This window comes from Bacteroides sp. AR20, assembly GCF_964250605.1.
GTDB lineage: Bacteria > Bacteroidota > Bacteroidia > Bacteroidales > Bacteroidaceae > Bacteroides > Bacteroides uniformis.
Map to the genome: position 1 here is coordinate 200,730 of NZ_CAXUGK010000004.1, position 21,849 is coordinate 222,578.

The 21,849-nt window shown below is 45.8% G+C and carries 14 protein-coding genes; 11 read left to right on the top strand and 3 right to left on the bottom strand.

The genetic code is table 11. The features are described 5' to 3' along the window. Positions 1-4: 4 nt before the first annotated feature. The 6 genes from ACESTD_RS04140 (at position 5) to ACESTD_RS04165 (ending at position 9,071) form a co-directional block, all read left to right on the top strand. Positions 5-655 (top strand): hypothetical protein, encoded by a 651-nt coding sequence (locus tag ACESTD_RS04140; protein ID WP_373158670.1) that lies wholly within the window; start codon positions 5-7, stop codon positions 653-655. A gap of 169 nt (positions 656-824) precedes the next feature. Further along, complete coding sequence (locus ACESTD_RS04145) at positions 825-1,814, top strand: GSCFA domain-containing protein (protein WP_005835225.1); 990 nt, start codon at positions 825-827, stop codon at positions 1,812-1,814. Beyond that, positions 1,790-4,306, top strand: coding sequence for a bifunctional UDP-N-acetylmuramoyl-tripeptide:D-alanyl-D-alanine ligase/alanine racemase (locus ACESTD_RS04150; protein WP_005835226.1), 2,517 nt, complete (start codon positions 1,790-1,792; stop codon positions 4,304-4,306). Before ACESTD_RS04145 ends, ACESTD_RS04150 begins: the two co-directional genes overlap by 25 nt. Positions 4,307-4,417: 111 nt before the next feature. Continuing rightward, on the top strand, positions 4,418-4,633 hold the full coding sequence (locus tag ACESTD_RS04155; protein WP_005823939.1) for a twin-arginine translocase TatA/TatE family subunit: 216 nt from the start codon (positions 4,418-4,420) through the stop codon (positions 4,631-4,633). Between the two features lie 185 nt (positions 4,634-4,818). Further along, on the top strand, positions 4,819-5,640 hold the full coding sequence (gene tatC, locus ACESTD_RS04160; protein WP_373158669.1) for a twin-arginine translocase subunit TatC: 822 nt from the start codon (positions 4,819-4,821) through the stop codon (positions 5,638-5,640). Further along, positions 5,640-9,071 carry a DEAD/DEAH box helicase gene (locus tag ACESTD_RS04165; protein ID WP_373158692.1) on the top strand — a complete coding sequence of 1,144 codons (3,432 nt, stop codon included), beginning with the start codon at positions 5,640-5,642 and terminating at the stop codon, positions 9,069-9,071. Before tatC ends, ACESTD_RS04165 begins: the two co-directional genes overlap by 1 nt. Positions 9,072-9,392: 321 nt before the next feature. On the opposite strand, the gene ACESTD_RS04170 is transcribed toward ACESTD_RS04165, so the two are convergent. From ACESTD_RS04170 to ACESTD_RS04180, 3 genes are all read right to left on the bottom strand, one after another. Continuing rightward, positions 9,393-10,883, bottom strand: a complete 1,491-nt coding sequence (locus tag ACESTD_RS04170) for an MFS transporter (protein WP_034523103.1) — start codon at positions 10,881-10,883, stop codon at positions 9,393-9,395. Between the two features lie 141 nt (positions 10,884-11,024). Further along, entirely contained in the window at positions 11,025-11,981 is a 957-nt protein-coding gene (kduI, locus tag ACESTD_RS04175; RefSeq protein ID WP_005823932.1) for a 5-dehydro-4-deoxy-D-glucuronate isomerase, read from the bottom strand. A 27-nt stretch (positions 11,982-12,008) separates the two neighbouring features. Further along, on the bottom strand, positions 12,009-13,400 hold the full coding sequence (locus ACESTD_RS04180; protein ID WP_005823931.1) for a PTS galactitol transporter subunit IIC: 1,392 nt from the start codon (positions 13,398-13,400) through the stop codon (positions 12,009-12,011). A 467-nt stretch (positions 13,401-13,867) separates the two neighbouring features. Between ACESTD_RS04180 and ACESTD_RS04185 the strand changes: the two genes are divergently transcribed. The 5 genes from ACESTD_RS04185 (at position 13,868) to ACESTD_RS04205 (ending at position 21,758) form a co-directional block, all read left to right on the top strand. Continuing rightward, positions 13,868-14,434 (top strand): RNA polymerase sigma-70 factor, encoded by a 567-nt coding sequence (locus tag ACESTD_RS04185; protein ID WP_061411374.1) that lies wholly within the window; start codon positions 13,868-13,870, stop codon positions 14,432-14,434. Between the two features lie 104 nt (positions 14,435-14,538). After that, positions 14,539-15,714 carry a FecR family protein gene (locus ACESTD_RS04190; protein ID WP_061411376.1) on the top strand — a complete coding sequence of 392 codons (1,176 nt, stop codon included), beginning with the start codon at positions 14,539-14,541 and terminating at the stop codon, positions 15,712-15,714. An 18-nt stretch (positions 15,715-15,732) separates the two neighbouring features. Further along, entirely contained in the window at positions 15,733-19,089 is a 3,357-nt protein-coding gene (locus ACESTD_RS04195; protein ID WP_009037145.1) for a TonB-dependent receptor, read from the top strand. Between the two features lie 20 nt (positions 19,090-19,109). Then, positions 19,110-20,576 (top strand): RagB/SusD family nutrient uptake outer membrane protein, encoded by a 1,467-nt coding sequence (locus ACESTD_RS04200; protein ID WP_005835238.1) that lies wholly within the window; start codon positions 19,110-19,112, stop codon positions 20,574-20,576. 18 nt (positions 20,577-20,594) lie between these two features. Next, complete coding sequence (locus ACESTD_RS04205) at positions 20,595-21,758, top strand: metallophosphoesterase (protein WP_057281990.1); 1,164 nt, start codon at positions 20,595-20,597, stop codon at positions 21,756-21,758. The last annotated feature ends 91 nt before the right edge of the window (positions 21,759-21,849 follow it).

The window sequence follows — 21,849 nt, forward strand, 5'->3', positions numbered from 1 at the left end:
GCTAATGCAGAATAGTGGAACGTCTTCTTTTGGCTATAGGGCTTCTCTGGATGGTAAAATGCACTATAATTATACTATACAATATATTGAGGGTGCTTATTATGTGGGATTTGACTTTGAAGCTACCGGACAGAACCCAAATCAACAAGTGGCTGCAGATGGGTATTATAGTGATTGGATTGTGAAGATCTCTCCGGCCGTATATACGAATGCGTACAGAATCATAGCAGAAGACCTTGGAGACAGTGATGATTTTGACTTCAACGATGTCGTGTTTGATGTAGCGACCAATGGAGGAGCAACTATCATTACCCTGCAGGCTGCGGGTGGTACTTTGCCTTTGTATATTGAGGTGGGCGGTGATAGCCGTGAAGTTCATGGACTCTTTGGCGTTTCTAATACTACAATGGTAAATATAGGTGCTGGGGCAACTAAGGCTCCGGTGATGTACAGAGTTGACGGTACCGGTGCCGTAAATATCAAAGTGGAAGGTCAAAATGCTGAAGTATATACACTGAAAGCGGAGATAGGCAAAGCGCCGCAGAAGATACGTGTAGAGACAAGATATGAATGGACTGCTGAACGTCAGGATATTAATGATAAATATCCAGGTTTTGCAGATTGGGTGGCTGATCCTACGGCTAATTGGTATTAATAGAATATATAGTATTTTTATTTAAGGCAGATGATATAATGAAAGGTTATATCACCTGCCTTTTTATGTTTCGACCGTTATATATTGAAATTTACTATCTTTGTGGCGTAGCAAGCAGTTGGTACATCATTTTTTTCGAGAAAGTGAATGGTTTATTTATTCCGAGCTTATGAATCTTTATACGCCTGTAGAAGTAGTTTCCAGTATGCCCCTTCTTTCGCAAGAGAATAATCTGTTGCTGATGGGTTCTTGTTTTGCGTCCGAGATGGGGCAAAGGCTGGCGGATGCCAAGTTCCGTTGTGACGTCAATCCTTATGGTGTGCTTTATAATCCGTTTTCCATTTCTGCGGCATTGCGTGAAATCATTGCGGGCAGATGCTACAATGAAAACGATATTTTCCTCTTTCATGAACTTTGGCACAGTGCCATGCATCATGGTAGCTTTTCCTCAGTCTCTGCAGAGGAAACATTGGCAGGTATTAACGGGCGTTTGAAAAGCGCCCATGAAAGGCTGGACCGGTTGGATTGTCTGTTGCTGACTTTCGGCTCTGCCTGGGTTTATGAAAATGAAAAGACGGGAACTGTAGTTGCCAACTGTCATAAGCAACCTGAGTCCTGCTTTACCCGCCGTATGCTTTCTGTCAGTGAAATAGTATCTGACTACACCTCTTTGCTTTCCGGCTTGCTGGCGCGGATTCCCCGGTTGAAAGTATTGTTCACCGTCAGCCCCATCCGCCACGTGCGTGACGGAATGCATGCCAACCAGCTCAGTAAAGCTACCTTGCTGCTTGCCGTGAACCAGTTGCAAGCCACTTTCCCGGAACATGTTTTCTATTTTCCGGCTTATGAGTTGCTGCTCGACGAGCTTCGTGACTATCGCTTCTATGCAGAAGACATGGTGCATCCTTCCGAAACGGCCATTCGCTATGTCTGGGAACGGTTTACCCGGTCGTGTATCTCTGCCGATGCGTTACGGATTATGGAAGAAAGTGAAAATATCCGTAAGATGTTGTCACATAAGCCATTTTATCCCGCTTCAGAAGAGTATAAGCGTTTTTTAGGACAAATTGTGTTAAAAATAGACCAACTTAACAGAAAATACCCGTACTTAGATTTCCAAAAAGAGAGAGAAATATGTCGTATTCGATTGAAAGCATAACTGAAAGTATTGGCGCACGGCGTATGGGAAACGCGCCGGCTACCATAGACTGGCTGCTCACTGACAGCCGTTCCCTGAATTTTCCTGAGGAAACATTATTCTTTGCCTTGACCACCAAGAGAAATGACGGTGCGCGCTATATTGCAGATTTATATGCCCGTGGAGTACGTAATTTTGTGCTTAGCGAAGAAAGCTTTAGATTAATGGACAATGGACAATTGACTATTGACAATGCTATGCAGCGTGATGATGCGCAGTCAATTGTCAATTATCTCATTGTTCCCAACCCGCTGAAAGCCTTGCAAAAACTGGCGGAACAGCATCGGAACCGGTTCCAGATACCGGTCATCGGTATTACGGGAAGCAACGGTAAGACTGTTGTGAAGGAATGGCTGCACCAGTTGCTCAGTCCGGAACGTGCCATTATCCGTTCTCCCCGCAGTTATAACTCCCAGATTGGAGTGCCTTTGTCTGTGTGGCAGATGAACGAACAGTCCGAACTTGCTATTTTTGAAGCCGGTATTTCCGAGCCGGGGGAAATGCGTGCTTTGCAGAACATCATCAAGCCTACCATAGGTATCCTGACCAATATAGGAGGGGCTCACCAGGAAAATTTCTTCTCGTTGCAGGAGAAATGCATGGAGAAGCTGACGCTTTTCAAGAATTGTGATGTAGTGATTTATAATGGTGACGATGAGTTCGTCAGCAACTGTGTGGCGAAGTCCATGCTGTCTGCACGTGAGATTGCGTGGAGCCGGAAAGATATGGAACGTCCTCTATATATAAGTAAGGTGGAGAAACGGGATGACTGTACTGTCATTTCCTATCGCTATCTGGATATGGATAATACGTTTACTCTACCGTTCATAGATGATGCTTCCATCGAGAATTCGCTGAACTGCCTGGCCGCATGCCTCTATCTGATGCTTCCTGCCGAACAGATTACAGAACGTATGGCAAGGCTAGAACCCATCGCCATGCGGCTGGAAGTCAAGGAGGGAAAAAACAACTGTCTGTTGATTAACGACAGTTATAATTCTGACCTTGGCTCATTGGATATTGCACTCGATTTTCTTTACCGCCGTTCGCAAAGTAAGGGATTGAGGCGGACTTTGGTTCTTTCGGATATATTGGAGACCGGTCAGAACACGCCGACACTTTACCGACAAGTGGCACAGCTGGTAAACAGCCGTGGCATTGAACGCATCATAGGTGTAGGAAATGAAATATCTTCCTGCGCTGCACGCTTTAATATAGAGAAGACCTTTTATCCGGATACAGCGGCCTTGATACGTGCCATTCAGCGTGGGGAACTTCGCCTTGAAAACGAAATAATTCTGATTAAGGGTGCACGTAAGTTCGGTTTTGACTCCTTGACGGAAGTATTGGAGAAGAAGGTGCACGAAACCATTCTGGAGGTTAATCTTGGAGCGATGATTGCCAATCTGAACTATTATCGTGGCAAGCTGAAGCCGGAAACAAAGATGGTCTGCATGGTGAAAGCCTCCGCTTACGGTGCAGGTTCTTACGAGATAGCCAAGACCTTGCAGGAACATCATGTCGATTATCTTGCCGTGGCGGTTGCCGACGAAGGCTCCGAACTCCGTAAAGCGGGCATCACTGCGAACATCATTATCATGAATCCTGAGATGACTGCTTTCAAGACCATGTTTGATTACAAGCTGGAACCCGAAGTATATAGCTTCCATCTGCTGGACGCTTTGATTAAAGAAGCGGAAAAGGAAGGTATCACAAACTTCCCCATCCACATAAAGCTGGATACCGGTATGCACCGCCTGGGGTTTGCTCCGGAGGACATGCCCCGGCTGATAGAGCGGCTGAAGGGACAGAATGCCGTGATTGCCCGTTCCGTCTTCTCGCATTTGGTAGGGAGCGATTCGCAACAATTCGACAGTTTTACACGCCGGCAGATAGAAATGTTCGAGAAAGCGTCCATGGAATTGCAGGAGGCTTTTCCGCATAAGATACTTCGCCATATCTGCAATTCCGCAGGTATCGAGCGTTTCCCCGGGGCGCAATTCGATATGGTGCGCCTGGGTATCGGCCTCTATGGTGTCAATCCCATAGACAATTCCATTATGAATAATGTGAGCACGTTGAAGACTACCATCCTCCAGATACGTGATGTTCCCGAAGAGGATACGGTGGGGTATAGCCGGAAAGGGCATCTCACCCGTCCGTCGCGTATAGCGGCTCTTCCCATCGGTTACGCCGACGGCTTGAACCGCCATCTTGGAAATGGACATGCTTATTGTCTTGTAAACGGCCAACGGGCAGCCTATGTAGGGAATATCTGCATGGATGTCTGTATGATTGACGTAACGGACATCGATTGCAAGGAGGGTGACAGTGTGGAAATTTTTGGTGACCATCTGCCTATAACCGTTCTTTCCGATGTACTCGAAACTATTCCTTATGAGGTGTTGACAAGCGTTTCTACGCGGGTAAAACGTATTTATTATCAAGACTGAAGATAGGGGGCAGGGATTAGGGATTAGGGATTGCGATAAAATTAATCCTTAATCCTTAATCCCTAATCCTTAATTTTCCTATCTTTGCACTATAATTAATCAGATATAACTATGACAAACTTACTTTTATTAGGCTTTCTGCCCAGCGGTTCCGAATGGATAATTATTGCATTGGTCATCTTACTGTTGTTTGGTGGTAAGAAAATTCCCGAATTGATGCGTGGTTTGGGCAAAGGAGTGAAGAGCTTCAAGGATGGCGTGAATGAAGCCAAAGAAGAGATAAACAAGGCTCAGGAAGATTTGGATAAACCGGCTGAAAAGAAATAAAGGAACAAGGGTATTTACTATTTGACAATTTACTATTTACTATTTGATACTCTGAGAAGTTCAGGAGTATGGGTAGGCTTGTTGCCTTTTCCACAGCGCAGCCCAAATAGTAAATTGTCAAATAGTAAATCCCCACAGCGCAGCCCAAATAGTAAATAGTAAATTGTCAAATAGTAAATCCCTTTATGTCAGAAAAAGAACTAACCTTTTGGGACCACTTGGACGAGTTGCGCCGAGTGTTGTTTCGTGTACTCGGTGTGTGGTTTGTATTGGCTATCGGTTATTTTATTGCCATGCCTTATCTGTTTGACAATGTGATATTGGCTCCTTGCCATAACGACTTCATTTTCTATGACTTGCTGCGCTGGATAGGGCAGAGACTGGACTTGCAGGATGAGTTCTTTACCCAGGAGTTTCATGTGAAGCTCGTCAATATCAATCTTGCCGCACCGTTCTTTGTCCACATGTCTACCGCTTTCTGGATGTCGGTGGTAACGGCTGCTCCTTATATTTTCTATGAAATCTGGCGCTTTGTAAGCCCTGCACTCTATCCAAACGAGCGTAAAGGGGTGAGGAAAGCGCTGGGTATAGGTACGGTGATGTTCTTCATCGGTGTGTTGCTGGGGTATTTTATGGTCTATCCGCTGACATTGCGTTTCCTTTCCACTTATCAATTGAGCGCAGCCATCGAGAATCAAATTTCCCTGAACTCGTACATCGACAATTTCATGATGCTGGTGCTTTGCATGGGACTGGCATTCGAACTGCCGCTGGTGACATGGCTGCTTTCCCTGCTGGGACTGGTGCACAAGACCTTTTTGCGGAAATACCGCCGTCATGCTGTTGTCATCATTGTTATTGCCTCGGCCATCATTACTCCGACCGGTGACCCGTTTACCTTGATAGTAGTGGCGGTGCCGCTTTATCTGCTCTATGAGTTGAGTATCCTGATGATAAAGGATAAAAAGACTGATGATGAAGCGGAAGAAGTGGAGACAGAGGAATGATGGATTGTGAAGTAAAGGAATATTTTAGTATATTGCTGGAAGCCTGCCACGTTGAGGAAATCTCCTTGGACGTGGCCTATCGGCAATTGCGCGAGTTGCTGGAGCGTTTGTGCCGTACACAGATGCCCGACGGCAGCTTGCAGATGACGGACCTTTCTGCACGTATCAGTTTCGTGGCTTCGAAGGCTGGACTTTCCACCGTGGAACAGAACCGTCTGCATACCTTCCGGCTGACCTCCAATGCTATTCTGAACCGCCAGGCGGAACCGCAACGTGAACAGTTGTTGCGTGATGCCAAGACACTGGCATTCTTTGTCAAGCGCTTGACGGGGGAGGAGATACCTGCCGAACTTTATCGCCTGCTACCCCGTGCGGATGCCACCTATATAGTGGCACCGCCCGCCAAAGAACGGATAAAGCGCACGCGCGTCTGTTTTCAGTATGCCGATGATACTTATTTATATGTACTGCCCGTAGACACTGTAGCCGATGAGCCGTTGCGTGTCCGTTATAATGTACCTCAGATTAATGAAGAGTTTGCAGAAACTTGCCGGATTCTGTGGCGGCATGCCCAGGTCAATCTGCTGGATGTTACGGTGGACGAAGTCGGCATACTCACCCCTTCCTTTATTATACTTGAGCCCGATTACTTGATAGACATCAGTTCGCTTGCCGAATGCTTCAAGGATTACGGGCATCATCCTGCCAACTATATCCTGGCACGGCTCCAGTCGCCAGACAATACCCGTCCGTTACTGTTAGGTAATATTGCCAACCTCTTTCTGGACGAATGGATTCATGCCAAGGAGGCACCCGATTATTTGGCATGCATGAAGAAGGCCTTCCGTTCTTATCCCATCGAGCTGGCAGCATGTGCCGACCTGCGCGACCGGGAGAAGGAAGCCGAATTCTTTTCCGATTGCAAGCGCCATTTCGACAATATCCACCGGACGGTGACAGAAACATTCCGTGCATCCGGCTATGAGCTCGATAGGACTGATGCCGTGCTGGAACCCTCTTACATCTGTGAAGCATTGGGTTTGCAAGGGCGTCTGGACTACATGCAGCGGGATATGACCTCGTTCATTGAAATGAAGTCCGGTAAGGCGGACGAGTATTCCATCCGTGGTAAGGTGGAGCCTAAAGAAAACAATAAGGTGCAGATGTTGCTCTATCAGGCTGTGTTGGAGTATTCTATGGGAATGGACCATCGACGTGTAAAGGCTTATCTGCTCTATACCCGTTATCCGTTGCTTTATCCGGCGCGTCCTTCGTGGGCAATGGTGCGCCGTGTGATGGATGTGCGTAACCGGATTGTAGCCAATGAATATGGCATCCAGTTACGGAATAGCCCACAGTATACGGCAGAGCGCCTGAAAGACATCCATCCGGATACCTTGAATGAGCGCGGTTTGGACAATACCTTGTGGAAACGCTTCCTTTGCCCCTCCATCGATGCCGTAGCGCAACGCATCCGTTCGCTTTCGTCGTTGGAACAAAGCTATTTTTATACGCTCTATAACTTTATAACCAAGGAACTCTATACCTCCAAATCTGGAGATGTGGATTATGAAGGACGTACCGGTGCTGCCGCCCTCTGGCTTTCCACACTGGCTGAGAAATGTGAGGCAGGTGAAATTCTGTACGATTTGGCTATTTGCGAGAATCATGCGGCAGATGCGCATAAACCGTATTTGTCACTCAGAACGAAGCAAATGGTTGCTTCCCGGCAGGAGCGGGTTCTGCCCAATTTCCGTCAGGGTGATGCGGTGGTTCTTTACGAACGGAATACGGATACCGACAACGTTACCAACAAGATGGTGTTTAAAGGTAATATAGAGCGCATATCCGATAACGAGGTCTGTATCCGTCTTCGTGCCACTCAGCAGAATGCGGGTGTATTGCCTGCTGCTAGCCTTTATGCCATAGAGCACGACTATATGGACACCTCCTTTCGTAGCATGTATCTGGGACTTTCCGCTTTCCTTTCTGCCACTCAAAGACGGCGTGATTTGTTGTTGGGGCAGCGCCCTCCCGAGTTCGATGCTTCTTTGGATACTGGTATTGCGACCGCTCCGGATGATTTTTCGCGGATTATTCTAAAAGCGCAGGCTGCCCGCGACTATTTCCTTTTAATCGGTCCGCCGGGTACCGGCAAGACCTCTCGCGCGCTGCGGGGCATGGTAGAAGCCTTTTACCGGGAGGGGAAACAGATTCTACTGCTTTCGTATACCAATCGTGCTGTAGATGAAATCAGTAAGGCGCTGGCTTCCATTGAGCCTGAAATAGACTTTATCCGTTTAGGCAGTGAGTTGTCTTGCGATGACTCATTCCGCCCGTATCTGATTGAGAATGTGTTGGAACCTTGTGCCACTCGGCGGCAGGTGCAGGAGCGCATTGCCCGTTGCCGTGTTTTTGTCGGTACGGTTGCCACGCTTTCTTCCAAGACCGAACTTTTCCGGTTGAAGACTTTTGATGTAGCGATTGTGGATGAGGCTACCCAAATTTTGGAACCACAACTGCTGGGGTTACTCTGTACCCGCAATCCCGCAGGCGCGGATGCCATCGGCAAATTTATTTTGATAGGTGACCATAAGCAGCTACCCGCAGTGGTCTTGCAGTCGTCCGAGCAGTCGGAAGTGTGTGACGAAGCTTTGCAGGCTATCGGATTGTATAATTTGAAAGATTCCCTTTTCGAACGCCTTTATAGGAATCTCTCCAAGGAAAGTGCCAATCGCCAGGCATCAACCTCTCATTCTTCATCTTTTATCCCTCATCCCTCCTACGACATGCTCTGCCGTCAGGGTCGTATGAATATCGAGGTAGCTTTGTTTCCTAACCGGGCTTTTTACGGTGGTCTGTTGGAACCGGTTGGTCTGCCGCACCAGCAGGGAGAGCTGACTCTTGCTCCTGAGCTGTGTGATTGTGAGTTTGCCGGCTTGCTGACTCGTCGTGTCGCTTTTCTGCCTGCCGCAGTCGAACCGCCGGCACAGTCGGCCAAGATGAACCATTCGGAGGCGCGGATTGTGGCACGGTTGGCAGCGGCTATCTATCGGCAGTATGCAGCTGTTTCCGGTTTCAACCCGGCTGTCACTTTAGGTGTCATCACTCCTTATCGCAGTCAGATAGCCTTGATTAAGAAAGAGATTGCCGCTTTGGGTATTGCTCCTTTGGAGGATATATTGGTAGACACCGTGGAACGCTTCCAAGGTAGCGAACGGGATGTCATTATCTACTCTTTCTGTGTGAACCGGGCTTATCAGTTGAAGTTTCTGGCAAATATGACGGAGGAAAACGGTACTCGGATTGACCGGAAATTGAATGTAGCCCTTACTCGTGCCCGCAAGCAGATGTTTATGACAGGAGTGCCGCAACTATTGAAACTTAATCCTATTTATGCCGAGCTCTTGTCTGTAGTTTGCCATTCGTAACCGTCTTATTTAGTAAATCTTAAATATTTTCTGCTTCTTTATAGAGTTTATTAATAACGCTGTGTGAGATAAACCATTATCTTTGCATCACGTTTTTTTCATAGAGATTTAGATTTAAGGTTAGAAGAATTGTGGAAGTCGTGAGACTTCCCTTTTTTTCATCTTAAATTGTGTTCCATTTACAGTTTTTTGTTTTTGACTGTAATTGAACGAAGAAAAGCCATTTCGTGAGAAAAGGCTTTTTTTGTGCGGAGTTTGCAAGGCATGTAATGCAGTTTGCAAACTCCGCATGATTCTGAATATCTATATAGAGACTTCTGATTAGTCCACTATAATCGGTTTGTACTTCGGAACCAGTGCCTTCATGATGCACCAGCCTATCAGGTAGGACACTGCACATACACAGAAGATGATGAAATATCCGGCAGGCTTGCCCTGGAATCCAAGAAATACCATTTGTGTCTTGTCGGCATAGTCGAACAGCAAACCGGAACTCATGTTGATAAGGAATGAGCTGATACCGCCCGCCATACCTCCGATTCCCACAATGGTGGCAATGGTGCTCTTGGGAAACATATCACCTACCACAGAATAGATGTTGGCCGACCAGGACTGATGGGCAGCGCCTGCAATACCTATGATGATAATCGGGAACCAATAGGCTTGTTCGCCAAATACTTCCTTGTTGCCCAATGGCTGTGCAAACAATGCCAATAGCGGGAACAGTGCAAAGATGAACATGGCCTGCATGCGTGCGGCGTAGGGGTTCTTACCGGTTTTGTTGATAATGATGGTGGGCAATTTCCCGCCATAGACGGACAACATCGTGATGGCATAGAGCACAAAGATAAGCATCTGTGCCGTGGGAGTATCTGAGGAGAATCCGTAAACGTCCGAAATGTATGCGGGTGCCCAGAAGAGGAAGAACCACCATACACCGTCAGTCATGAATTTGCCGAAAAATACAGCCCAGGTTTGCGGATATTTGAAACATTGCAGGAAAGAAATGCTCTTTTCATCCTTGGTTGTCGGAGTAGTCGCCTTTTTATCCTCCTCATTGTCTTTGTCTTGTTCTATATATGCCAGCTCAGCTGCGTTTACGTGTGGATTTTCATCAGGTTTCTTGTACATGAATATCCACAGTCCCATCCAGATGAAACCCAATCCGCCGATAACGATAAAAGCCATTTCCCAGCCGTTGCCCACGCCCATGCGTTGGAAGTAGCGGGCCAGGGTAGGGATACACAATGGGGCTATCAGTGCTCCGATGGTAGAGCCGGCATTGAATATGGAAGTGGAGAAGGCACGGTCTTTCTTTGGAAAATATTCGGCAGTCACCTTGATGGCGGCAGGAAAGTTTCCTGCTTCACCGATGCCCAGTATGATACGGGCGGCAATGAAGTAGTAAACGCTGGTGATGGCTATGGTAGAGGCCAATGCACCGGTAGCGCTAATCATGTTGGCGGCATTTTCAATGCCGAGGGTCATTTCTGTGGCAAGTCCGCAGAGGGCGTGCATACAAGCGCCGATAGACCATACGGCAATGGCCCATAAATACCCTTTTTTCGTTCCCATCCAGTCGATGAAACGTCCGGCAAACAGATTGCCTAAGGCATAGACAATGGAAAAGATAGCTGTGATGTAGCCGTAGTGTGTATCGGTCCAGTGGAATTCGGGGGAGATGAAATCTTTCCAGGTCAATGAAAGAACCTGGCGGTCGAGGTAGTTGACGGTTGTCGCGAAGAATAGCATGGCGCAGATAATCCAACGGTAATTGGTCATCCGCCCTGCGGTGTTTTGAAATGTACTCATGATAATAGATTTATATTTTGATGCAAATGTAGGGGTTTGTGTGTTGTTCGAGGTGTAATATTGAGTAAAAAGGATGTAGAAAATGACAAAAATAGGCATGGATTATTTAAGTCCATGCCTATCGGACGTTGCAGGGCAACTTTATTTCATATCGATGTATTTGATTTCGTCTTTGTCGCTGTATTTCAGGTTTTCACCGCCCATACCCCAGATGAAAGTATAGTTGCTGGTTCCGGCAGCAGCGTGGATGGACCATTCGGGAGAAGTGATGGCTTGTTCGTTGTGCAGCCATATCAAACGTTCTTCCTGCGGTTCGCCCATCAGGTGACAGATAGCGTTGCCGGGTTTCAGGTTGAAGTAGTAGTAAGCTTCCATGCGGCGAGTGTGCGTGTGGGCAGGCATGGTATTCCATACAGAGCCGGGAGCCAGTTCCGTGAGTCCCATCTGCAACTGGTTGGTACCGCCGTCTTTCACTCTTTCCAGTACATCTTTCACAATCAGCTGGTTTACGATACGGTCGTTGCTGTCTTCCATTTTTCCATAATGGTCGGAGATGCCCAGTGCATATTTCTTGGGGTTGGCTTTCTGAAGCTTGGCATCGGTAGTAATCAGCTGAGTAACATAGGGCTTGTAGGCCGGAGCCGAGTTGATGTAGAACTTGGCGGGATTGGTAGCGTCGTTGCTCTTGAAGGTTACTTCCTTATTTCCGCAGCCTACGTAAAGTGCTTCCTTATACTTCATGGGGTATTCCTTACCGTCTACAGTAACCACTCCGTCACCACCGGTATTGATGACACCCAGTTCGCGGCGTTCGAGGAAGTAAGTGATTTCCGGACCCAGTTCACGGAACACTTCCAACTTCAATGTCTTGTTCACCGGCATAGCGCCACCGTAAATCAATCGGTCGTAGAGGGTGTAGGTTACGTTGATTTCATCTGGAGCCATGACTTTGTCCATCATGAATCTGCTGCGTAGAAGTTCCGTGTCATAATGCTTCACGTCCTGCGGATGGCAGGCGGTCTGCACTTTGTAATTCACTTGGGCATTGGCTGCCATGGCAGCTGCTCCCATCATAAATGCAAGTACTAACTTTTTCATAATTTGTTACTATTTAATTTTTAACTTTTAATTTTTGATTGATTTTTGGTATTTGATAATAGCACGACGGTTCATAATCATCAGGAACAATGTGCATAATACAAGGATACCGGAGCCTATCCATTTCAACGAGTAGGTCAGGTGGAAAATGACCCAAGCAAAGGGGCTGGATGCAAAGTCCAGTGCACCGCCTTCAAAGCCGGCGGGGATATTCACGGCAGCATCTTGTGTCTTCTCGTATACATCGTGGGCTGCTTGTGTGAAATAGGGGGCGAGGTCTGTTACGAAATAAAGACCGATGGTCAGTACAACGAGTCCGATGATGAACGTCTTTACTACATTTCCTTTCGTGATGGGCAGTACCAGCGGGAAGAGGTAGAACATTCCGGCCAGCGACGCCAGAGGCAGGAACTGGTTACCCGGCAGGATGACAGCCAGCAGTATGGTTACGGGAATCAGCAGCAGGGAAACCACCAGCGTTGCAGGATGGCCGATAACCAATGCGGGGCTCATACCGATGTTCAGGCCGACAGCACCTTTGAATTTTTTGGCAATCAGCTCGCGGGTAGCATCGGAAATGGGCTTCAAGCCTTCGATGAACAAAGCGGTGATACGCGGAATCAGCTCCATTACGGCGCCCATCTTGATACCCAAACCTAATATATAAGGTATCTTGTCTACCAGTTCCTGACCGTTCTTGCAAGACAAAGCACCGATACCGCAACCGACCAGAATACCCAGGAACAGAGGCTCACCCAGCAAACCGAATTTCTTCTTCATGCCTTCCGCATCAATGTTCAATTTGTCAAAACCGGGGATTTTGTCCAATGCTTTATTGATGACTACGGCAAATGGAACGAAACCTGCGCAGAAAGGCTGGGGAATGGAGATACCCTCCATCTTGTCGTAGAATCCCTGGAATTTGTCGGCGGTATAGTCGGCCATAATCAGGGTAATGATGTAGCAGATAATAGCGGCGAAGAAACCCCACCAGATATTGTCGCTGGCAAAATAAACGACTGCGCCGATAAATGCGAAATGCCAGTAGTTCCAAAGGTCGATATTGACCGTACGGGTCGTTTTCGTTAATAACATCAGAAGATTTACTCCCAAACATACCGGAATGATGAATGCACCCACCGATGTGTTATAGGCTACAGCCGCAGCTGCAGGCCATCCCATATCGAATACTTTCAACTGAAGACCGTAAATTTCAACGACTTGGCTCAGAGCAGGACCGAGGCTGCTGGTCAACAGCGCAGTGACAACTGACAGACCTACGAAACCGACACCTACCAGCAGACCGCTCTTTAGCGCCTTACTGAATTTGATGCCGATGCATACTCCCAAAATTGTAAAGATTATAGGCATCATCACTGCTGCTCCTAAGCCGATGATATAGCCGAAAACTTGTTCCATTCTCTTGTGATTTAATTAGGTAATTGAGTTTGTTTTTGCAATAGTATGAATTAAAAACCGGGTCAAAAATAAGACCTTTTCTCAATTAATCAAACTCGAAAAGCATAATTATTTAGTAAATGGGACAATTTTGGACGAAATTGGTCGTTATCGTGCACAAAATTGCTCGTTTTCGTACACGAAAACCAAATAATACACTCTCTGCATTGAAAAGTATATATAGGAAAAACAACAATTTTGGGTGGAGTGAACTTTAATCCAGTTTACTGTGTTATTATAAGACATTGAAACAAACCGGACTATAATGATATATTTGATTTTTTTATTGGCAATAGGACTATTGGTCGGATGGAGCTTATGGAAAGCTCTATCCGATATTGATTTATGGGGAAAAGATTTAGAGGATTGATAGTTATATTGGTTATATTCTGAAAATTTAACTATATTAGCGCCCGAAAAGCATAAATATGGCGCTAAATCTGATAAAAAAGGATAAATCCCACTCTGTTGTAAGCATTAAGCTGGATGAGCAAGAGTTTCATAATATTTTTAAGGAATATTATGCGGCGCTTTGTTCTTTCGCGTTCCAATACATGGAGGATGCGGATATGTCAGCAGATATAGTACAAGACGTATTTGCCAAGTTGTGGCAGATAAGAGACGATTTCTTTTATCTTCATCAGGTGAAAGCTTTTCTTTATACGGCCGTACGTAACCATGCCTTGAACGAACTTGAGCATTCGAAGGTAGCTCATGAATACGAGCAAAAGATTATAGCCAAAAAAGCAGATGCTTTTTTTCGTGATGCGATTGTGGAAGAAGAGACTTTCCGGATTCTGTCAGAAGCTATAGAGAAACTTCCTACCCAAATGAGAGCCATCATGCAGTTGGCTCTGGAAGGTAAAAAGAATACAGAAATAGCAGAGCGTCTCAATGTCTCTCCCGAAACGGTACATACTCTTAAAAAAGTGGCTTATAAAAAGCTTCGTGCATTCCTTACCGATTATTATTATTGCCTTCTGTTATTTATCTAAAAGCACATTTTTTTCTATTTTTTCAAAAAAAAGTCTTTATCGATTCACCATGTTTTCATTTTGGCTTGTATTATCATTAAAGATAGACTAAAACATGCCAAATTATGATAAAAGAGTACTTTCATATAGCTCATCTTATTTCCAGGCACCTATCCGGTGAAGTAACACCGGAAGAAAGCCGTTTTTTGGATAAATGGCGCAAAGAGAGCAAAAGCCATGAGCAGCTTTTCCAAAAGATTTGTAGTGATGAACATTATGCACAGCACGAAATTCGTAAAATGGAGTTTGATTCGCAGGCTGGATGGAAAGGTGTCGAAACACGTATCAAGAGGATGGAGCTCAGAAGGAGACATTTGAAACTGTTACGGTACGTTGCTCTTTTTATTGCACCAGTGCTGATATTGGTTTTTGCACTTCAGGATATTTCTGTACCCCATGTCATGGATGGCAATCAATTATTGGCTGCCCAGCAAATACTGCCGGGTGGAGCCAAAGCTATTCTTACATTGGATAATGGGGAAACGGTTTATCTGGATGAGAATGCCGATGGGCGGCAGTTGCAGTTGGCTGGTAAACAAATACAGATAGATTCAACGACCTTGAACTACAGCGCTGCAAACGGGCAGGTTGTGCAGTCAGCTTTGGTATATAATAAAGTTGAAGTGCCTCAAGGCGGTGAGTATACACTTGTTCTGAATGATGGTACAAAAGTACATCTGAATTCAATGAGCAGTCTACGTTTTCCGCTTACTTTCGAAGCTGGGAAGCGGGAAGTGGAATTGGCGGGAGAAGCTTATTTTGAAGTAAATAAGACCGGTCATCCCTTCACTGTATCGACTCAAGGTATGCAGATTGAGGTGTTGGGAACAACTTTCAATATTTCGGCCTATCCGGGTGAAGAATATCAGGCGACTCTTGTCAGTGGTTCTGTTAAGGTGGACACCGGGGAGGGACAGAGTCTTGTCTTAAAACCTTCACAGCAGGCATCATTAATTCCCGGGAGCGGGAATATACAAGTGCGTACAGTAGATACTGCCTTCTATACATCATGGGTGAAGGGAAAAATCAATTTTAAAGATCAACGGCTGGAAGATATTATGAGAATCCTTTCAAGGTGGTATAATATTGAAGTGGACTATTCAGACGAAGCGTTAAAGAACCTGCGTTTCGGTTGCTATGTGAACCGTTATGAGGAAATAGCTCCTTTCCTTGAGCTACTGGAAGCGACGGAAAACATACATGTCAAAATCAACGGTAAAACTATTATATTCTATAAATAACCATTTAATAATTTAATTATGACTAAGGAACAGAGCTACACCAGGTTTTGGGAAGGTAGTAAACGTATGTGGATTACATTCCTGTTTTTCAGTTTTATTATGATTGGCTTTGTGCAGGCTGCCAATACGGCGTTTGCCCAGACAACAGTTACTGTAAATGTGCAGGACGCCACTTTAAGTGACGTGTTATGGGAAATTCAACGCCAGACGGATTTTACTTTCATTTATAGTACAAATGACGTAAAGAATGTCAAGGTACGTAATTTGAGGGTCACGAATGGAAAAATCGCAGCAGTGCTGGATGAATGTCTTAAGAATAGCGGATTGGCTTATGTCGTAAAAGACGGGGCCATTGCTATCCGTCCAGCCAATGAAGTGAATGCTGTGAAGGCAGTAGAACAAGCTAATGTTATTTCCGGAACAGTGGTGGATGAGACCGGTGAGCCCGTCATTGGAGCCAATGTTTTGGTCAAAGGTACTACAAACGGTCAGATTACCGATTTGAATGGAGGTTTCTCTATCAAGGTGGAGCATGCATCGGCTACCTTGCTTGTCTCTTATGTCGGCTATGTTCGTCAGGAAGTGAAAGCTACTTCGGGTAAGATATTGAAGATTGTATTGGTGCCGGATGCAAATATGATGGAAGAGGTGGTTGTAACCGGTTACGGTACATTCAAGAAATCTGCTTATGCGGGTTCGGCTGCCAGTGTGAAGAATGAAAAGATTGCCGATGTGCCTTCCGTTTCTTTCCAGGATTTGTTGCAGGGAAATGCTACGGGTGTACAGTTTACTTCTGCTTCCGGCCAGCCGGGTTCTTCAGCTTCTTTGAGTATTCGTGGTATGGGCTCTTTCAATGCCTCCAACTCTCCGCTGTATGTTATTGATGGAGTGCCCGTTACTTCCGGTTCGATAAACTCCATCAGTTCGGATGGTGGTCTGGATGCCATGTCAACCGTCAACACTTCGGATATTGAGAATATTACGATTATCAAGGATGCCGCTGCTGCATCACTCTACGGTTCGCGCGCTGCGAATGGTGTGGTTCTGATTACGACGAAGAAAGGTAAAACCGGTAAGGCTTCTATCAGTTTGAAAGCCGATTGGGGATTCAGTGACTTTGCTATGGATTATCGTCCTACTTTGAGCGGAGCAGAACGTCGCGAATACATATACAATGGTATGGTGCTTGGACAACAGCGCAGCGGCAAATCGGATGCGGATGCCATAGCTTATGCTGATAAGAATATCGACAAATATGCTCCGGTTCCCTGGTGCGGCTATACGGATTGGGGAGATTATCTGTTCAAGAAAGGAAACCATTCCAGTTATGAGGCTTCCATATCCGGAGGAACCGACAAATTCAAATACTATTCTTCATTGTCCTATCTCAACCAAGAGGGCATTGTAAAAACATCGGGTCTGGAAAGAATTACCGGACGTTTGAATGTTGATTTTCAGGCTACGGATAAATTGAAATTCGGTGCCAACATCATGTTTACCAATCTGAATCAGGATGTATATAGTGAAGGAACCGGTTATACTGCTCCTTTCTACTCCAGCGTAAGCAAATTGACGCCTTCAGATCCGGTTTACAATGAAGATGGAAGCTATAACCAGGACTTGATTTCGTTGTCAAGAAGAAATCCCGTTCTTGCCCAGGAGTACAATTACCAGCGTGAGTATGTTACCCGTATGTTCAATACGATTAATGCCGAATATGAATTTATCAAGGACTTGAAGTTAAAGTCTATTTTGAGCTATGACTATAACATCAGTAAGGGTAAGGAATGGAAAGACTCCCGTACCTCCGACGGTGAGAAGAATAATGGTGGAGCCGAAAAGGCATATAGTGAATATAACAAGTTGGTGTGGTCAAACCAGTTGACTTACAAGACTACTATCCAAAAGGACCACAATTTAGATGCCCTTGTCGGATATGAAATCGATTCCAAGTACAATGATTTCTTGTCGGGATATGCTACTAACTTCCTGACTCCGATAAAGAATGACATTGCCAACGGGCAGACTTTGGAGAGCATAGATGGTTCTTCCAAGAGGTCAAGAATGGTTTCTTACATCACCCGTCTCAACTATGACTACAAGAACAAGTATTATCTGGGTGGGAGCTATCGTATGGATGGCAGTTCACGCTTGCACAGAGATAATCGCTGGGGAAGTTTCTGGTCTGTTTCAGGAGCATGGCGTATTATCGAAGAGGATTTCATGAAACCCACGTCCAAATGGCTGACCGATTTGAAACTCCGTGCATCCTACGGTGTGAATGGTACGTTGCCCTCCGACTTATACGGCTATATGGGCCTGACAAGCCTTAGTGGCGGCTATATGGAGAATCCCGCATTGATTCAGTCGCAGATTGAAAATAGGGATTTGGAATGGGAAACGAATTACAACCTGAATATCGGTCTGGATTTCGGCTTCTTCAACCGTTTGAACTTCACTTTGGAGTACTATACCCGTACTACTAAGAACCTTTTGATGGACTGTCCCGTATCTATGACTACCGGTTTCAGTTCCTATCTGATGAATATCGGTGAGGTGAAGAACCAGGGTGTGGAATTGGAAATCAATTCCAAGAACATTGTGTCCAAAGACTTTGACTGGTCTACCTCTTTCACCCTTTCGCACAACAAGAATAAGATTGTGAAACTGGACGGCGAACAGACCCAGATTATCAGCGGCTCGCAGATTCACATGATTGGCAAGTCCTACCGTACATTCTACATGATAGAATTTGCCGGAATCAACCCCGAGACCGGTGCACCTCAGTTCTATACCAACGACGTGGACGAGAATGGAAACTATATTAAGGAAATCACAGAGAATAACAAGGATGCCAAAGCCATTCCTCTGAAGAAACATGCCGAGCCCAATGTGACCGGTGGTCTCTCTAATACTTTGCGTTACAAGTGGTTCGATTTGAGCTTCATGTTCTCTTATCAGTTCGGTGCTTATGGATATGATAACTGGGCACAGAAAACAGAACATGGCGGCAAGGACTTTACTCTTAATATTCCGGCCTATTATCGTGACAATTGGAAGCAACCGGGAGATATCAGTAAATATGAAGTGTTTATAGAGAAGCCGGCGGTAGCCATGAATGGCGTTACCACTACCCGCCGCTTGCACAGCACGGACTTTATCCGTCTGAAAACGTTGACTTTCGGTGTGACCGTTCCTAAAACATGGACTCGGAAAATCGGCGTAAACAGCCTGCGCCTTTACGCATCTGCCAACAACTTGTGGACTTGGGCGGCTTACGATTTCTATGATCCGGAATCAGTCAGTGCAGGTACAGCCGGCTGGGGAACACCTCCTTTGAAAACAGTAACTTTCGGTCTTAATTTGAATTTCTAACCTCATAATAAAGAAACACAATGAAAGCATTAAAATATATGATGATGGGGATGTTGGTCAGCCTGACCGCCTCCTGTGGCAATGACTGGCTTGATGTTGAATCCAGTACAAAGATTCCGACTGAAACCGCCATACAGAATCTGGATGATGTGGAATATAGCTTGAACGGTATCTACGACGTGATGCGCAGTACCAACTATTACTCGGGCCGTATGATTTATTACGGAGACGTGACGGGTGACGATACGCAGTCCATAAAGACCGGAAAGCGTACCACCAGCTACTATATGCTGGACTATACAAAGGATTCCGGTCCGTCTTCCCACTGGTCTTATGCCTATAAGATTATCCAGAATTGTAATATCATTTTGTCTCAAATAGACGGATTGGATGTCAGTGAGGATGATACGGAATACTTCAACGACCTGAAAGGCCAGACCTTGGCTCTCCGTGGATTTGCCTTGTTCGACCTGACCCGTTTCTTCGGCTATCCGTATGCCAAGGATGGAGGAGCTTCTTTGGGAGTGCCTATTGTGACCGAAGTATCCAATACGGAAAACAAGCCGTCGCGCAATACCGTCGCCCAGTGTTATGAGGCAATCATCAAGGATTTGAAGGAAGGTGCTGACCTGCTGGATGAAGAATTCAACAAGGGTAAGATTAATAAGTGGGCGGCAATGCTGTTGCTGAGTAGAGCCTATTTGTATATGGAAGATAATCAGAATGCCTTGATTACGGCTGAAGCTGCCATTGCGGGAGCGGAAAAGAATAAGTACCGTTTGTGGACCAATGATGAGTATGGCACGATATGGGGAACTGATTTTGCCTCTTCCGATCCGGGAGAAGTCTTGTTTGAGTTGGTGAATCTGACAGTGGACGGCGTTGGCAAAGAAAGTGTGGCTTACCTTTGCTGGCAGGCGGGTTATGATGATTATTGCCTGACCAGTTCTTTCTATGAACTGATGCAGGAAGATCCGGATGATGTCAGAAATCAGGCATATACGGTTGTTCCTAAGACAAAGAGAGCTTACATAGCCAAGTATCAGCCGCAGAGCGGCAAGGCTGTGGAAGATTCCAATATTCCAGTACTTCGTCTGTCCGAACTTTATCTGATTGCTGCCGAAGCGGCTGTAAAGCTCAATAACAATGACAAGGCTGTAAAGTATCTAGATGCTATTGTCAGCCGTGCCAATCCGGAAAAGACCGTGCAGGGTAAGACGGTGACGTTGGATGATGTTCTGTTGGAACGCCGTAAAGAGTTGTTCGGTGAAGGACACCGTTTCTTCGACGCCCTTCGTAATCATCAGACTATCGTGCGCAAGGAGTCGACCAAGGAATTCCCGGAAATAGCCGAGACTTCACATCTGAAGATGGTGGATGAGAGCGTATCTTTTGATTGGAACTATTATCGTGTAGTATTGCCCATTCCTAAGGCGGAGATGAATTCCAATCCGAATATGCAGCAGAATCCGACTTATGGTGATTAATTCCAAAAAAGCGAGAATATGAAGTATCAGACTACTATTATAAAGTCTTTTTTTACTGTATTTATTCTAACCTTCATCAGTTCCGGCCTAAGTGCCGGAACTCTTGGTTTAGACGGTAAGAAGAAGGATAAGGAGAAGAAGGAGGAATTGTCGGCAGACGGACCTTATGTGATTTATGAACCGGACGGAAAGGTGCGCGTCATAAGCGTTACAGCCCAAGGGCAGATAGAAGATACGACTTATACAGTACTTCCTCAGGATTTCACCCTTCATGTCACGGACCACAAAGGGCGTTATCCGTTTGATGTGAAGCTGCATCCGGTCAAACGTCCGGAATGGCAATACAGACAACCGGATAAAGTGTTTGTGATGTCTGACCCCCATGGCAAGCTGAATTGCGTGATGAGCTTGCTGCGGGGCAACAATGTCATTGATAAAGACTACCATTGGAGTTTTGGAACCAATCATCTGGTGGTTATCGGTGATATATTTGACCGTGGCAAAGATGTGCCGCAGATATTTTGGCTGTTCTATAAATTGGAGAAGGAGGCGGCGGATGCAGGTGGTCATGTTTCGTTTCTGTTGGGTAACCATGAACCGCTTGTGACGGCAAATGATTTGCGTTATACCAAAGAAAAGTACAAGACATTGGCCCGAAAACTGGGTATGGATTATTCGGCATTGTTCGGTCCGGACACAGAACTTGGCAAATGGCTTGGTACCCGTAATACGATGCAGACCATCGGACCTAATCTGTATGTGCACGCAGGTTTGGGAAAGGAGTTTTATGACCGTGACTTGAATATTCCCACAGTGAATGAGGAAATGAGCCGTGCATTGTTCATGAGCAAGAAGGAACGTAAGGCCTTATCGCCTCTCACGGCTTTCCTATATGGTAATAGCGGACCTATCTGGTATCGTGGATTGGTACGGACGGATGCAAAATACCATCCATTGGCACAAGACTCCCTGCAACTGATGTTGAAACGTTATGACGTCGAACATATCATTGTGGGGCATACTATTTTTAAGGATATTTCCACTTTCTATGATGGACGGGTGATTGGAGTGAATGTGGATAACGAGGAAAACCGAAAGAAGAAACGTGGGCGCGCTTTACTGATTGACGGGAATACCTATCTTGTGGTGGGAGATAAAGGAACGATGCGGAAATTGTTCTGAGGCTGTTTTCTTTCTGATTATTTTTTAGGCGTGGAAGTACGTGGATTTCACGGAGAGACAAAGAAAAACTCCGCGTTTTTCGCGTAATCCG